Raw genomic sequence first — 15056 nt, 5'->3', positions numbered from 1 at the left:
GGCGCCGGGCGTGAGGTAGGCCATTATCGAGCGCTTCATGGCGGGCCCTGGCCTGCTGTCTGCCGCAGACCGTCAGTCGCGCACAAAGACCACCGCCGTCCGGGCGGGGATGCTGAAGCGCCCCCCCTCCGCCCGGGCCTCCCGCACGCGCGCATCGGCCGCGGAGGCGCGGGCCTGAACCGGGTGCAGGCGCCAGGGCCGGCCCGCCAGTTCCGGCAGCGTCAAGGTCTGCGCCTCGACAGCCACGTTGACGAAGTACACCAGCTCGCCGAAGCCCGCCGCCGGCCAGCCGCGGCCATCCAACCGACCGACCAGCACCGCCGGGTTCTGCTCGGGCCCGCTGTTCGGAAAGCTGAGCCGACGTTGGACCTCGACCGCGTCGCTCAGGCGAAACAGCGGGCTGCTCGCGCGGATGGCGAGCAGATCGCGAAAAGTGTCGCGCGTCCAGGCAATGTCACTCGGCCGCGGCCGGTTGGCGGGGTTGGCAAGCGCTGGCGCGAAGACGGGCCAACTGCTGCGGTTGTCACGTTCGGGCGGCAGGCCCGTGCCGAAATGGTTGCTGCGGTAGCTCCAGTCGAGCCGGTTGAACCAGTCGCCCGAATCGTAGGAATTGCGGTCCAGCGATTTGCTGCGCAGCGTGTCGATACCAGCATGGAAGTAGGCCACGCCCTGGCTGAAGAGATTGATCGCTGCCGCCAGCATCTGCACCCGCGCGCGTTCGGCCGGCGGGGTATCAGGCGGCAGCTTCAGGGCCAGCGTGTCGTAGAGCGTCTGGTTGTCGTGGTTCTCGACATAGTTCACCACCTCACCAGGTGCGCTGGCGTAGCCCGCGGGCTGGCCGGCGTAGTCGATCTCGTCCAGGCGCCGGCGCGGGCCTTGCCAGGTGGTCAGCTCGACATCTCGCAGCGTGCCAGCCAACCCCACCCGCACCAGATCCGCCAGGCGCATCGCCTCGTCGCGCGGCCCTTCGACGGCGCCGTTGATGTAGCCCTTGCGGCTCACGAGGGCCGCACCTTCGTCACCCGCCGAGCCGCCGCGCACGGCATCGCGAGCGCGGTCGCTGAAGGTGCCGATGCCGCTGCCATTCAGCGAGCGCTGCGAAGCCTGCACGAAGCGGCGGCCGTCGGCCACCTCGCCGAAGTTCCATCCCTCGCCGATCAGCGGCACATGGCGGCCGGTGGCGGCATTCACGGCGCGCTGCAGGTCTTCCATCACGGCGCGCGGCTGATGCGCCATCAGATCGAACCGAAATGAATCGATGCGGTATTGGGTCGCCCAGAGCACCACCGAGTCGATCATCAGCCGAGCCATCATCGCGTGCTCGGTGGCCGTGTTGTCGCAGCAGGTCGAGCGCTCGACCTGCCCGGCGGCATCGAGCCGGTGGTAGTAGCCCGGCACGATGCGGTCGAGCACGGCCTTGGCGTGCTGGCCCGCGGCGGCCGTGTGGTTGTAGACCACGTCCATGCCCACGCGCAGCCCCGCACGGTGCAGCGCCATCACCATCGAGCGGAACTCGCGGACACGCACCGCGCCATCGGCCGCATCGGTGGCGTAGCTGCCCTCGGGCGCGCTGTAGTGGAACGGGTCATAGCCCCAGTTGAAGCAGTCACGCGCGGCCTCGGCCATCACCGCCGCTTGCTGCGCCGGGCTGTCTGCGGCGGCTTGGGGCACCCGTGGCGTGACACAGCCCCGCTCCGGCACAGTGGCGAGGTCGAACACCGGCAGCAGGTGGATGTCGGTCAGGCCGGCCTGCGCCAGCGCCCGCAAGTGGCGCATGCCCTGCGAACCGGTGTCGGTGAAAGCCAGGTACTTGCCGCGGTGCCGGGGCGGCACGGTGGTGTCGTCGATCGAGAAGTCGCGCACATGCAACTCATAGACGACCATGTCGGTCGGCTTCGAGCCGCGAAGCGGTGCGGTGTGGGTGTCCCAACCCGCGGGCTTGAGGCGGCTGTCGGACAGATCGGCGATGTAGGCACGCTCTGAATCGGTGGTCAGGCTCACCGCGTACGGATCAGTCACCCGATTGCGGACCCAACCGGTGCCCGGCACGAACACCTCGACCAGATAGCGGTAGGTGCGCCCCCGCCAATCGGCCGGCTCGTCGTGGCGCCAGATGCCGGTGGCCGCGTCGCGCTGAAGTGGGCGAATCACTTCCGCCGGGCCCTCCGCGTTTCGGTAGATGCACACGGCCACGGCGCGTGCGGTGGGCGCCCACAGCGCCAGGTGCGTGGACTGCGCCCGCGGCTGCACGCCCAGCGGCCCGGCGGTCGATGCCGCGCGGTACACATCGTCGAGCCAGGCGGGCCATTGCAGGCCGGTGGCGTCCCGCACACGACCATCGGCCGATTCGCGCACCAGCAGCCACTGGCCGGTGTGTCTCCGCACCAGCGTTGCCACATCGGCCGCGGCCAAGCCCAGGCGAGGCCCGGCGGGCAGGTAGGCGAATCGCGCATCGCCCACGGCCGGTTCAGCCGGTGCCAGATCGAAGGCCGCCTCCATCCCGCGGGCGGCCTCACCGAGTTGCCACTGGATCGTGCCCGCCTCGCTGTGCAGCAGGCGATAGCGCGTACCGGGCTCATCCGGGTGCACCGCCCCGGCCCACAGAACGCGGCCGCGATCCAACCACACCGCTCGGGCCTCGGCCGAGCCGGTAGAGGCCTTCAGCACCGTTTGCCATGACGGGCCGTCGCAGTCGCGCAGCGCGGCCGGCATCGACAGCGGCTGCGGAGCAGCGACGGCCGCGGTGAAGCCCACCCCTGCCAGCAACGCGACCGCCGCCAGACGACCCCAAGCCGCCGCCCAGGCGCCACCGCGCCCCGCCATCGATCGCACCGTCAACCTCAACCCCTTGGTCAAACGCCCGAAGCGCCGAGATTGGCGCGGTCGATAAGGTAGCAAAACTACATTCTCATGGCACTCATGGATTCCACTGCCCGGCGTTTTCTTCTATCCTGGAACTCAAGCTTCTGCATCAGAGGCCATTGTCCAAAAGTATTTTTGCTACACATGTTGCCATTGCACCTGCTCCGGTCTGCCGCGCTCGCATGCGCCTGCGTGGGCCCCTTCGTCGCCGCCGCACAAGCCCAGCCGGTGGATCTCAGCCCGGTGCCGTTCGCGCCTACGCCCAGCGCGCTGCCACCGGGGTGGCACCACGGTGCCTTCATGGAGATCTTCGTTCGCGCGTACCAGGATTCAGATGGCGACGGCGTGGGCGATCTGCGCGGGCTGACCTCGCGGCTGGACTACCTGCAAGAGTTGGGGGTCAAAGGCCTGTGGTTGATGCCCATCCAGGCGAATGCAGATGGCGACCATGGCTACGCCACCCGCGAGTACCGCAGCATCGCGCCCGAGTACGGCACCTTGGCCGATTTCGACGAATTGATCCGCCAGGCGCACGCGCGTGGCATCGGCGTGGTGATGGACTACGTGATCAATCACAGCGCCGCGCAGCACCCGCTGTTCGTCGACGCGCAGGCCTCCCCCGCCAGCCCCTATCGCGACTGGTTCATCTGGAGCGACACCGCACCCCAGGGCTGGAGCATCTGGGACACCTACCCCTGGTACCACGCCGCCTCGAAGCCATGGCTTTTCCGCGGCCACCCGAAAGACCTGCCCGCCGCGCCCGCCGACGCGCGCGGCTTTTACTTCGGCACCTTCGGCCCGCACATGCCCGACTTCAACCTGCGCCACCCGCGCGTGCTGGCCTATCACCAGGACAGCCTGCGCTTCTGGCTCAACCGCGGGCTGGATGGCTACCGCCTCGATGCCGTGCCGCACATGATCGAGAACGACGCGGTGCACTGGAACGACCAGCCGGAAAGCCGCGCGTTGACCAAGCAGTGGCAGGACCTCATCAAGCAGTACCCGCAGCGCTACGTGGTGTGCGAAGCCACGGCCGAGCCCGCGGCGTATGGCGACCCCGCCGTCTGCGGCGGCGCCTTCGCCTTCGGCTACACCCAGCACTTCGTGGGCGCGGCGCGTGGCGAAGCGGCCTCGGTGCAGCGTCTGGCCGAGTACTACCGCAGCGCGTCGCCCACGATGGCGACCTTCATCTCCAACCACGATATCTTCGCGGGCCAGCGGCTGTGGGACCAGGTCGGTGGCGACCTCGCCCGCTACCGCCTCGCGGCGGCCGGCTACCTGTTGCAGCCGGGCACGCCATTCATCTACTTCGGCGAAGAGATCGGCCAGGCCGGCGTGACGCAACTGGAAGGTGATCTGCCGCTGCGCTCGCCGATGAGCTGGACGGCCGAGCCGGGCCGCGCTGGCTTCACCACCGGCCGCCCCTTCCGCCCGATCGCCCCCAACGCCAGCGCCTTCAACGCCAGCACGCAGCGCGCCGACCCGACCTCGTTGTTCGCCTTCTACAAGGCGCTGCTGGGGTTGCGCAACAGCCGGCCCTCGCTGGCCAGTGGCGCGTTCGAAGCGAGCTTCGCCGATGGCCTGGTGCTGGGCTTTCAGCGCCACGCGGCCCACGAACGCACGTTGGTGCTGATCAACTACGACACCCGCGCCGCCACGGTCGAGGTGCCTGGCCTCGGCGCTGGCGACCGATTGCAGCCCCTGTATCCCACGCCTTCGGCAGCGGTGGTCGACTCTGCACCGACGGCGGCCCGCCCCATGCTCACACTGGCGCCGCAATCCGTCCAGGTCTTCGACATTTCCACCGTCCGATGAAACGACTGCTCTGCCTGCTGGCGCTGCTCGCCGCACCGATCATCCACGCCCAATCGATCGACCGCGTGGAGCCGCCGTTCTGGTGGACCGGCATGAAGCACCGCCCCCTGCAGCTGATGCTGCACGGACGCGATCTGGCCGGCCTTGTCGCGCGGGTAAAGGCCCCGGGCGTGACGGTGAAACGCACCCTCACGCTGCCCAACCCGAATTACCTGGTCGTCGATCTGGACCTGGCCCCCGGCGCGCGGCCCGGCACCGTGATGATCGACCTGCTGCGCGGCAGCCAGGTGGCCCTGAGCACCCGCTACGAGCTGCGCCCGCGTGCGCCAGGCTCGGCCGAACGACAGGGCTTCGGCCCATCGGACGCGATCTACCTGGTCGTGCCCGATCGCTTTGCCAACGGTGACCCCACCAACGACAACCAGCCCGAACTGGGCGACCCGGTCGATCGCAGCAACCCCGGTGGGCGACACGGCGGCGATCTGGCCGGCATCAGCCAGAGGCTCGACTACATCGCCGGCCTGGGCTTCACCCAGCTCTGGCCCACACCCCTCATCGAGAACCGCCAGCCCAGCTACTCGTACCACGGCTACTCGGCCACCGACCTGTACCGGGTGGACCCGCGCTTCGGCACGAACGAAGACTATCGGCAACTGGTCGAGCAAGCCCGCGCGCGCGGGCTGGGCGTGATCATGGACCTGGCCCCGAACCACATCGGCTCTGGCCATTGGTGGTTGAACCCGCAGCCCAGCCGCCCCGCGGATGGATCTCCCACGGCCGCAGCGCCAGACGCGCCATCACGCGACCTGCCCACGCCAGACTGGCTCAACCACCCCGACCGCTATGTCGAGACCAACCACCGGCACGTGACGGTGCAAGACCCGTACGCCGCGCCCAGCGACAAGGCCGGCATGACCGACGGCTGGTTCGTGCCAACGATGCCCGACCTGAACCAGCGCCAACCGCTGCTGGCGACCTACCTGGTACAAAACGCGATCTGGTGGATCGAGTACGCCGGCCTCTCCGGCATCCGCGCCGACACCTACCCGTACTCGGACAAGGCCTTCCTCGCCCGCTGGTCGGGCGCGATCATGTCCGAGTACCCGCGGCTGTCGATCGTCGGTGAAGAGATGACCGACCACGTCTCGATGGTGGCCTACTGGCTGCGCGGTCACCGCAACCACGACGGCTATGTCTCGCACATGCCGAGCATGATGGATTTCCCGCTGCACGGAGCACTGCGGCAGGCCCTGGTCGAACCCGAAGGGCAAGGCTATGCCGTCGGCCTCGGCCGGCTGTACGAGGCCCTGGTCGAAGACATCCAATACCCGGAGCCCTCACGGCTCGTGCTCTTCGAGGGCAACCACGACACCAACCGCGTGTTCTCTGCGCTCGGCGAAGACGAGGGCCTGATGCGCTTGGCACTGGTCTACCTCGCCACCATCGCCCGCACACCTCAGATGTTCTACGGCACCGAGGTGCTGATGAAGAGCCCCATCGAGCGCAGCGACGGCATCGTCCGCAGCGACATGCCCGGCGGATGGGCCGGTGACAGCGTCAATGCCTTCACCGGCGCCGGGCTGACACCGACACAGCAGCAGATGCAGGGCTTCGTGCGCCAGCTGTTCAGTTGGCGCCGGTCCGCCACCGCCGTGCAACGGGGGCGCCTGACCCACTACGCCCCGGACCGCGGCACCTACACCTACTTCCGCACCGACGAGAAGACGGGCGCGCAGGTGATGGTGGTGCTGAGCAAAGCCACCGAGCCCGTCAACCTCGACACCCGCCGCTTTGCCGATGTGCTGAAAGCCGGCTCGACCGGACGCGAGCTGTTCAGCGGCGCGTCGCTCGATCTCGGCACCACGCTCGTCGTGCCGCCACGGACGGCGATGGTGATCGATGTGACGCCCCCTGCGGGCCAGCGCTGACGCCCCGCGGCCGATACGCCTCGACACGCGTGCGCGAGAGGTCCGCGGATGCAGCGGGTTAGCATCGCCGTTTTCTTTGGGGGGACAGCAACCATGAAAACACGCATCCGTCGATCCACTGCCTGCGCCGCAGCCGTCCTCGTCACCGCTGCCTTCCTGGCCGCTTGCGGCGGTGAGGACTCGCGCGAGGAAACCTGGGAGGTCCAGGCCAGCGAGCAGGAGTGCTATGGCGAATCGGCCATGTTGTGCCTGCAGACGCGCGCCAGCGCCAGCGACGCTTGGGGTGTGCACTACGGCGGCATCGAGGGCTTTTCGTACGCGATGGGCAACCGCTATCAGGTGCGTGTGCGCATCAGCGAAGTCAGCAACCCGCTGGCCGATGGGTCCAGCGAGCGCGTGGAGCTGGACGCCGTGCTCAGCCAGACCGCGGTGGCACGCAGCGAAACCTTCGAGATGTCGGTGACCGAGCCGCCATCGATCACGCCGGTCGACGACACCACCTACCGGCTGTTCAACCGCCGAAACCTCACCTGCAGCCCGTTGGACTGCGCGGTGATTGAAGCCGCACGCACCGGCGGCCTGGGGCTGTTGCTGGAGTTCGATCACCAGAACTCGCCCACCGGGCCCATGCACCTGCTGGGCATCACTTGCAGCGCACCGAGCGCCACCTTCCACGATATTTGCCTGAAGTGACGCGCCCCCCCCAGGCGGCCACGTTCAATGCGGCCGGGGGCTCCGGCGCACTTCCGGCATCGAGAACTCTCGCCCGATGACCGAACGGGCGTAGAGGTAGTTCAGCCGCGCCCGCGCGCTGAGCCGGTCGAGGTCGACGTGGCCCTGTGCGTCGCACTCGAAGGCATAGGCTCGGCCGGCATCGAACAGCGACGTGAATCGCAATTCGTAGTGCCGTCGATCCGGAAACTGCAGATGTCGATCGCTGTTCATGATCCATCCCTCGCAAGCTGGTCCGGCGGGGTGTCCCGCTGGTGGCTGGGCGTCATCAGACGCCTGAAGAGCCTCCATTGGCATCCCCATCCCGCGGGACGCCCATCCCCTGCTTGAGGGAAGCGGGGGCCGCACGGTGAAGATTCACCCTGCGGCTGCGACAAATTGCCGCTCAGCGCAGCGTGTGGCCATCGGCGGTGGTGATGCGCCAGCCCCATGCGGGCAGGCGCACGTCGCCCAGCACCGGATGGGCCGACAGCGACTGCTCGGCGCCAGACAGATTGACCACCACGGTGACGCGGTCACCCGCTTTTGCTCGCTGGAACGCGAACAGCGCCGGGTGCGCCAGATCGATCAGTTGCAAAGGCCCACCTTCGGTCCCCACCGCCAGCGCCGGATGCTCGTGCTTGAGCTTGAACAGGCGGGTGTAGAAGTCGCCCAGCGGGTAGTTCTTCCACTCGATCGGGTCTTTCTCGAAGAACTTCAGCCGCTTGTCGAGCCCACCCTCCTGGCCGCCGTAGAGCAGCGGCATGCCGGGCAAGGTGGCCGCAAGCACCGCGAAGGCCTGGAGCGAAGGCCCGAAGGCCTCGGCGTCGCTCGCTTGCCATGAGTTGCTGTCATGGTTGGCGGTGTAGCGCATGCGATAGGCGTCGGGCGGGAAGACCTGCTTGGGATGCTCGAGCACGTCGACCAGCGCGGTCTTGCCGACGCTGCCCTTGGCGATGGAGCGAAACACGTCGTACAGACCGAGGTCGTACGTCATGTCAAACGCCCGGTCATGCATCTCGGGCGAATCCCACTCCGCCAGCATGAAGACCGGCTTGATGCGATCGAGCGTGGCCCGGGCTTCGCGCCAGAACGGCATCGGCACCAGGCCGGCGACATCGCAGCGGAAACCGTCGACATCGACATCGCGCACCCAGAAGGCCATCGCTTCCAGCATGGCTTGGCGCAGACCCGGCTGGGTGTAGTCCAGCGCGACGACGTCGGACCACTCTTCCTTGTGCTCACCTTCGCCAAAGGTGACGGGGAAGATCTCGCCCCGCGCGTTTTTCTTGTACCAGTCGGGGTGCTGGGTCACCCAGGGGTGATCCCACGCGGTGTGGTTGGCGACCCAGTCGAGAATCACCTTCATGCCCAGGCCATGGGCCTGCTTCACCAGCTCGCGCAGATCGGCCACGGTGCCGAACTCTGGGTTGACGCCCCGGTAATCGCGCGAGGCGTAGTAGCTGCCCAGCGTGCCCTTGCGCTCTTTCACGCCGATCGGGTGCACTGGCATCAGCCAGAGGATGTCGACGCCCATCGCTTTCAGGCGAGGCAGATGCTGCGCAAAGGCCTGGATCGTGCCTTCGGGCGTGTACTGGCGCAGGTTGACCTCGTAGATCACGGCCTGGCGCGACCAGGGCACATGCGTCACGTTGTCCTGGGGCGGATCGTTGTTGGCGGCGAGAGATGGCATGGCGGAACTCAGGCAGAGCGCGGCCAGCAGGGCGCCAGCCAGCGAACATTGAACCGAGAGGTGGCGCATCGAAGGGCTCTCCCTGACAAGGGGTTGGAGAATCCCGCCGGAACAGAAGACAGAGGGTCTCACCGCATCAGCACGGCAGTTTCAGCAACTCGAAGGGGCCCCGGCCGCTGGCGGCGGTGATCAGCCCCAGCACGCGGGTGGTTTCGGGTTGCACCATCGGCCAGCTGAAACGCCAGCTCCAGTTGCCGCCCAGCACGCCCGGGATGTTCATGCGGTGGCTGCTCGGCAAGCCGAGCACATCCTGCATCGGGAACACCGCCATGTTGGCCACCGAATTGCAGCAGGCGCGGATCATGGCCCAGTGCACGTCGTGTTCGCCGCACGCGAGGTAGCTGCCTGCGTAGGCCCGTTCGCGCGGGCTGGCGTGGTCCCACCAGCCACGCACGGTGTCGTTGTCGTGCGTGCCGGTGTAGGCCACGCTGGCACGGCTCCAGTTGTGCGGCAGAAACTCATGCGAGCCATCGCCGCCAAATCCGAACTGCAGGATCTTCATGCCCGGGAAGCCGCAGCCGTCGCGCAGCTCGTGCACGTCCGGCGTGATGAAGCCCAGGTCTTCCGCCACGATGGGCAGCTTGCCGAGCGCGGCCTCGATGGCGTCGAACAGCGGCTTGCCCGGGCCCTTGAGCCATCGGCCCTGGCGGGCATCCGGGCTCTCGGCGGGGATCTCGAAGTAGCCGGCGAAGCCGCGGAAGTGGTCGATGCGGAACACATCCGCACTGGTCAGTGCCCGCTGGACACGGGCCGTCCACCAGGCGTAGTTCTCGTCGGCCATCTTGTCCCAGCGGTACAGCGGATTGCCCCAGCGCTGGCCGAGCGGGCCCAGGTCATCGGGCGGCACGCCGGCCACGACGGTCGTCTGGAAGTCATCGTCGAGCAGATACAGGTCGGGGCGAGACCAGCAATCGGCCGAATCGTGCGCCACGAAGATCGGCAGGTCGCCCATCAGCGAGACGCCCCGCTCATTCGCATAGCGCTTGAGCGCGCCACACTGGGTGTCGAAACACCACTGCACGAACTTCCAGAAGGTGATCTCGTCGGCGTGGTCGAGGCGGGCCGCCGCCAAGGCCGCCGCGTCGCGCCGGGCCAGGGGCGCGGGCCACTCCCACCACGGCTGGCCGCCGCGGGGCGAGCGGATCGCCATGAAGAGCGCGTAGTCGTCGAGCCAGCCGGCCTGCGATTCGCACCACGCCTGGTACGCAGCCCGGTCGGCCACGGTGGCCTTGGCGGCAAAGCCCGCCGCGGCCGCCCGCAGCTGCGCCTCGCGCCACGGCAGCACGCGGCCGTAGTCGACGCGAAGGGCGTCGAAGCCCCCCGGCGGCAAGCTCGGCGCGGCCAGCCAGCCGCGCTCGACCAAAGGCTCCAGCGCCACCATCCATTGGCTGCCGGCGAAGGCACTCACACCCTGGTAGGGCGAGTCGCCGGGCCCGATCGGCGTGCTGGGCAACCATTGCCACAGCCGCTGGCCGGCGGCCTGCAGCCAGTCGACGAAGCGGTACGCATCGGGGCCGAAATCGCCGATGCCGTGGGGGCCGGGCAACGACGTGATGTGCAGCAGCACACCGGCGCAGCGCTGGGTCAGGTCCATAGGTGCCAATCCTTCTCAGTGTTCAGCAGTCGCGGTTCGTTCGGGGCGCCCGGCGGGAGGTCGCGCGAGGCATGGCGGCGGCCAGGCGCCTGGGTTCATGTCATGCGCAGCAGCAGCACGCTGCGGGCGGGCGCGGTGAGGTGGCCGGTGGCCGCGGTGGCGTGGTTCTGCGGCAGGCTGCCGCTGCTGTCCAGGCGCAATCGCCACGCGCCGGGCGGCAGGGTGAACGGCTGCGGCGCGGCATCGGGGTTGAACAGCAGCAGCAGCGACGGCACGCGCGGGTCATGCGCACGGAGGCGGCAGGCGAAGGCGAGGCAACCGGGCTCGTGCCAATCGTGCACGTGCATCTCGCTGCCCACCGGCGTGAGCCAGGTGATCGAGGCGTCGCCCGGGCCACCGGGTGGCGGGCTGAACCAGCGCTGGTGGTGCAGCAGCGGCTCTTCGCGGCGCAACGCGGCCAACTCGCCAACGAAAGCCGCGAGGCTCGCGTCCGCCGAGTCCCAGCCCAGCCAGCCGGTGGGGTTGTCCTGGCAGTAGGCGTTGTTGTTGCCGTGCTGGCTGTTGGCCAGCTCGTCGCCCGCGTTGAGCATCGGCGTGCCCTGGGCCAGCATCAAGGTGGCGAGCATCGCGCGGCGGACACGCTCGCGGGTGTCGCGCACCTGCGCATCGCAGGTGGGCCCTTCTTCACCGAACGAGGCGCACAGCTCGCCATCGCGGCCATCGCGGTTGTCTTCACCGTTCGCGTGGTTGTGCTTGCGGGCGTAGCTGACGACATCGTTCAGCGTGAAGCCGTCGTGCACGGTGATGAAGTTGACCGAGGCCATGGGCGGGCGCTGGGCATGATGGAAGAGATCGCTCGATGCGGTGAACCGCCGGGCGAACTCGCCGCGGCTGACACCGGCGCCACCATCGCGCCCCAGCCAGTAGCCACGCACCGCGTCGCGGAACTTATCGTTCCACTCCAGGAAGCGGCCGGGGAAGCGGCCGACCTGGTAGCCGTCGTGCCCCGCATCCCAGGGCTCGGCGATCAGGTGCACCTGCGCCAGCACCGGGTCTTGACGCAGGGCCGTGAAGAAGGCGGCGTGCGGATCGAAACCATGGTGGGTGCGGCCCAGCACCGGCGCCAGGTCGAAGCGGAAGCCATCGACACCCATCTCCTGCACCCAGTAGCGCAGCGAGTCGAGCACGAACTGGGTGACCCGGGGGTGCGCCACATTCAGCGTGTTGCCGCAGCCGGTGAGGTTCTCGTTGCGACTGCGGTCGTCGGGCACCAAGCGGTACCAGCTGCGGTTGTCGAGGCCGCGAAAGCTCAGGGTCGGGCCGAACTCGTTGCCCTCGGGGGTGTGGTTGTAGACGACGTCGAGCACCACTTCCAGGCCGTTCGCATGCAGCGTCGCGACCATGTCTCGGAACTCGCGCGTGACCGCCGCGGGGTCGTCCGGCTGCGTGGCCCACCGCGGGTTCGGGCAGAAGAAGCCCAGCGTGTTGTAGCCCCAGTAGTTGGTGAGACCCTTGTCGGCCAGGTGGGGCTCGTCGATGGCGTAGTGCACCGGCAGCAGCGACAAGGTGGTGACACCCAGGGCCTTGAAGTGCGCCATGGCCGCCGGGTGTGCTAGCGCCGCGTAGGTGCCGCGCAGCTCCGCCGGGATGCCCGGGTGTGCCTTGGAAAAGCCTTTGACGTGCACCTCGTACAGCACCACGTCCGACGCCGCATGCCGGGGCGCCCCCAGCCGTGCGGAGGGCCCGCCCTGCGGCTCGGCCACACGGGCCTTCAGCGCCTGGACGGCGTTGTCGCGGGTGTCGAACGAGCGCGGCCCTTCGGGGTGGCCCAGCTCATAGCCATGGTGCTCGGGCAACCAGCGGAATGCGCCGACGATCTCCCTCGCGTACGGATCGAGCAGCAGCTTGTGCGGATTGAACCGATGGCCGTCTTCGGGCTGGTACGGGCCATGCGCACGGTAGCCATAGACCAGACCCGGCCCCACCTCGGGCAAGAAGCCGTGGAAGACGCCATCGCCAGGGCCGTGCAACGCGTAACGCTTGAGTTCGCGCACGCCGCTGCCATCGAACACGCACAGCTCGATGCGCTGCGCATGTTCTGAGAACACGGCGAAGTTGACACCACCGTCTCGGGGATGCGCGCCCAGCGGTTCATGGCGGCCTTCGAGCAGTTGCAGCGGCAGACAGTGGTGCATCGAGACAGGAACAATCAGACCGCCACGAGGTAGACCGTGGCGAGCGGCGGCAGCGTCATCACGATCGACAGATCGCGACCGTGGGCCGGCAGGTTCTCCACCGGCAGGGCCGCATCGCGGTTGCCGACGTTGCTGCCGCCGTAGTGGGAAGAATCGGTGTTCAGCACCTCGCGCCAGGCTGACGCGCCGGGCGGCACGCCCAGGCGGTAGCCTTCACGCGGCACCGGGGTGAAATTGCAGGCGACGATGACGGCATGGCCCTGGCCATCGCGGCGCACCCAGGCAAGCACCGAGGTGTCGGCCTCGTCGCGGGCGATCCACTCGAAGCCCTCGGCCTCGCAATCGAGCCGGTGCAGGGCCGGCTGGGTGCGGTAGACGCGGTTCAGGTCGCGCACCAGCGCCTGCACGCCCGCGTGGCGCGGATCGTCGAGCCGGCGCCACGGCAGGTGGGCATCGTGGTGCCATTCGTCGGGCTGCGCGAACTCCTGGCCCATGAAGAGCAGCTTCTTGCCCGGGTGGCCCCACATGAAGCCGTAGTAGGCGCGCAGGTTGGCAAAACGCTGCCAGTCGTCGCCCGGCATCTTCGCGATCATCGAGCCCTTGCCGTGCACCACCTCGTCGTGCGAGATGGGCAGCACGAAGTTTTCGTTGAACGCGTAGACGAGCCCGAAGGTCATCTTGTCGTGGTGCCAGCGGCGGTGCACGGGGTCTTCGCGCATGTAGGCCAGCGTGTCGTTCATCCAGCCCATGTTCCACTTGTAGTGGAAGCCCAGGCCGCCGACATCGGTGGGCGCCGACACCTTGGGGAACGCGGTCGACTCTTCGGCGATGGTCACCGAACCGGGCGCTTCGGTGCCCAGCACGCGGTTGACCTGCTGCAGCAGCGCGATCGCCTCCAGGTTCTCGCGCCCGCCGTGCACGTTGGGCACCCACTCGCCCGAGGGGCGCGAGTAGTCGCGGTAGAGCATCGACGCGACGGCGTCGACCCGCAGGCCGTCGACCGCGTAGCGCTCGGTCCAGAACAGCGCGCTGCCGACCAGGAACTCTCGCACCTCGTAGCGGCCGAAGTTGGGGATCAGCGTGTTCCAGTCGCGGTGCACGCCCTCGCGCGGGTCGCCGTACTCGTACAGCGCGGTGCCGTCGAACTGGGCCAGGCCGTGGCCATCGCTCGGGAAATGCGCCGGCACCCAATCGAGCAGCACGCCCAGGCCGCGGGCGTGGCAGGCATCGACGAAGCGCGCCAGCCCGTCGGGTGACCCGAAGCGCGCGCTGGCGGCGTACTGGCCCAGCGTCTGGTAGCCCCACGAGCCATCGTAGGGGTGCTCGGTGATCGGCAACAGCTCGACGTGCGTGAAGCCCATGTCAGCCACGTAGGCGGGCAAGGCTTCGGCAAGGTCATCCCAACTTGGGAACGGGCCACTGCCCAGGCGACGCCACGAGGGCGCATGCACCTCGTAGATCGAAATCGGCGCGTCGCGGCGGTTGGCGTCTGCACGCCCTTGCGGCAGCTTGCGCACCGGCGGCATGGGGGCGACCTTGCTGGCGTTGTCCGGGCGCAATTGCGCCGCGCGGGCATATGGATCGGCCTTCAGCGGCAGCAGTCGTCCGTCGCGCGACAGCACCTCGAACTTGTACAGGTCGCCTTCGATCACGTGGGGAACGAAGATCTCCCACACGCCCGCCTCGTGGCGGTAGCGCATCGGATGGCGCCGTCCGTCCCACTGGTTGAAATCGCCGACGACGCTCACCCGCTTGGCCGTGGGCGCCCACACCGCAAAGCGCACGCCGGGCACGCCCTGCTGCACCACCGCATGCGCGCCCAGCACCGTGTAGGGCCGCGGGTGCCGGCCGGCCTTGAGGGCCAGCAGCTCGGCCTCGGGCAATTGCGGCCCGAAGGCGTAGGCATCGGCCACCTCGCCGAAGACCAGGCCCTGCGGGTCATACAACTTCAGGCGGTAGGCAAAGCGCTGCTTGCGCCGCGGAATCGGGGCCTCGAAGAAACCGTCCGGGTCACGGTGGTTGAGGCCCACCAGCTTCTTGCCGGTCTTGGCATCCAGCACGTCGATCGCGGCCACGCTGGGCCAGACGACGCGCAGCCACATCTGACCGTCTTCCTCCGGGTGCAGGCCCAGCACCGAGAACGGATCAGGGTGGCGCGCCGCGAGAAGGGCCTGGACGTGCGAGTCTCCGAGCATCTT

Annotated in this window: 9 protein-coding genes; 3 read left to right on the top strand and 6 right to left on the bottom strand. The window is 68.5% G+C overall.

Annotation, left to right across the window (positions count from 1 at the left end; genetic code table 11):
- Window positions 1–72: 72 nt before the first annotated feature.
- Window positions 73–2832, bottom strand: a complete 2760-nt coding sequence (locus tag AACH06_RS12270) for an alpha-1,6-glucosidase domain-containing protein (protein ID WP_341426195.1) — start codon at window positions 2830–2832, stop codon at window positions 73–75.
- A 174-nt stretch (window positions 2833–3006) separates the two neighbouring features.
- Between AACH06_RS12270 and AACH06_RS12265 the strand changes: the two genes are divergently transcribed.
- The 3 genes from AACH06_RS12265 to AACH06_RS12255 all read left to right on the top strand — a co-directional run bounded on the left by AACH06_RS12265 (window position 3007) and on the right by AACH06_RS12255 (window position 7298).
- Complete coding sequence (locus AACH06_RS12265) at window positions 3007–4677, top strand: alpha-amylase family glycosyl hydrolase (protein ID WP_341425984.1); 1671 nt, start codon at window positions 3007–3009, stop codon at window positions 4675–4677.
- Window positions 4674–6605 (top strand): glycoside hydrolase family 13 protein, encoded by a 1932-nt coding sequence (locus tag AACH06_RS12260; RefSeq protein ID WP_341425983.1) that lies wholly within the window; start codon window positions 4674–4676, stop codon window positions 6603–6605. The genes AACH06_RS12265 and AACH06_RS12260 overlap by 4 nt, the downstream gene beginning before the upstream one ends.
- Before the next feature lie 93 nt (window positions 6606–6698).
- Entirely contained in the window at window positions 6699–7298 is a 600-nt protein-coding gene (locus AACH06_RS12255) for a DUF4377 domain-containing protein (RefSeq protein ID WP_341425982.1), read from the top strand.
- 24 nt (window positions 7299–7322) lie between these two features.
- Here the strand turns inward: AACH06_RS12255 and AACH06_RS12250 are convergent, their stop codons facing one another.
- The 5 genes from AACH06_RS12250 to glgB all read right to left on the bottom strand — a co-directional run bounded on the left by AACH06_RS12250 (window position 7323) and on the right by glgB (window position 15053).
- Window positions 7323–7550: a hypothetical protein gene (locus AACH06_RS12250; protein ID WP_341425981.1), complete on the bottom strand. Its 228-nt coding sequence runs from the start codon at window positions 7548–7550 to the stop codon at window positions 7323–7325.
- A 172-nt stretch (window positions 7551–7722) separates the two neighbouring features.
- On the bottom strand, window positions 7723–9009 hold the full coding sequence (locus AACH06_RS12245; protein WP_341425980.1) for an alpha-amylase family glycosyl hydrolase: 1287 nt from the start codon (window positions 9007–9009) through the stop codon (window positions 7723–7725).
- Between the two features lie 136 nt (window positions 9010–9145).
- Window positions 9146–10663, bottom strand: a complete 1518-nt coding sequence (malQ, locus tag AACH06_RS12240; protein WP_341425979.1) for a 4-alpha-glucanotransferase — start codon at window positions 10661–10663, stop codon at window positions 9146–9148.
- Between the two features lie 95 nt (window positions 10664–10758).
- A complete protein-coding gene (gene glgX, locus AACH06_RS12235; RefSeq protein ID WP_341425978.1) occupies window positions 10759–12858 on the bottom strand; it encodes a glycogen debranching protein GlgX in 2100 nt (699 codons plus the stop codon).
- 14 nt (window positions 12859–12872) lie between these two features.
- Window positions 12873–15053: a 1,4-alpha-glucan branching protein GlgB gene (gene glgB / locus AACH06_RS12230; protein ID WP_341425977.1), complete on the bottom strand. Its 2181-nt coding sequence runs from the start codon at window positions 15051–15053 to the stop codon at window positions 12873–12875.
- Window positions 15054–15056 lie beyond the last annotated feature (3 nt).

Origin of the sequence: Ideonella lacteola, assembly GCF_038066555.1 — a bacterium.
Lineage (GTDB): Bacteria > Pseudomonadota > Gammaproteobacteria > Burkholderiales > Burkholderiaceae_C > Ideonella > Ideonella lacteola.
Note: the sequence above shows the minus strand (reverse complement) of the source record. Positions and strands in the feature narration are given on the sequence as shown.

Bases quoted from the DNA above. Each gene is read 5' to 3' on its own strand.
- malQ (WP_341425979.1), bottom strand. From the start codon at position 10,663: ATGGACCTGACCCAGCGCTGCGCCGGTGTGCTGCTGCACATCACGTCG.
- AACH06_RS12260 (WP_341425983.1), top strand. From the start codon at position 4,674: ATGAAACGACTGCTCTGCCTGCTGGCGCTGCTCGCCGCACCGATCATC.
- AACH06_RS12250 (WP_341425981.1), bottom strand. From the start codon at position 7,550: ATGAACAGCGATCGACATCTGCAGTTTCCGGATCGACGGCACTACGAA.
- AACH06_RS12245 (WP_341425980.1), bottom strand. From the start codon at position 9,009: ATGCCATCTCTCGCCGCCAACAACGATCCGCCCCAGGACAACGTGACG.
- AACH06_RS12255 (WP_341425982.1), top strand. From the start codon at position 6,699: ATGAAAACACGCATCCGTCGATCCACTGCCTGCGCCGCAGCCGTCCTC.
- glgB (WP_341425977.1), bottom strand. From the start codon at position 15,053: ATGCTCGGAGACTCGCACGTCCAGGCCCTTCTCGCGGCGCGCCACCCT.
- glgX (WP_341425978.1), bottom strand. From the start codon at position 12,858: ATGCACCACTGTCTGCCGCTGCAACTGCTCGAAGGCCGCCATGAACCG.
- AACH06_RS12265 (WP_341425984.1), top strand. From the start codon at position 3,007: ATGTTGCCATTGCACCTGCTCCGGTCTGCCGCGCTCGCATGCGCCTGC.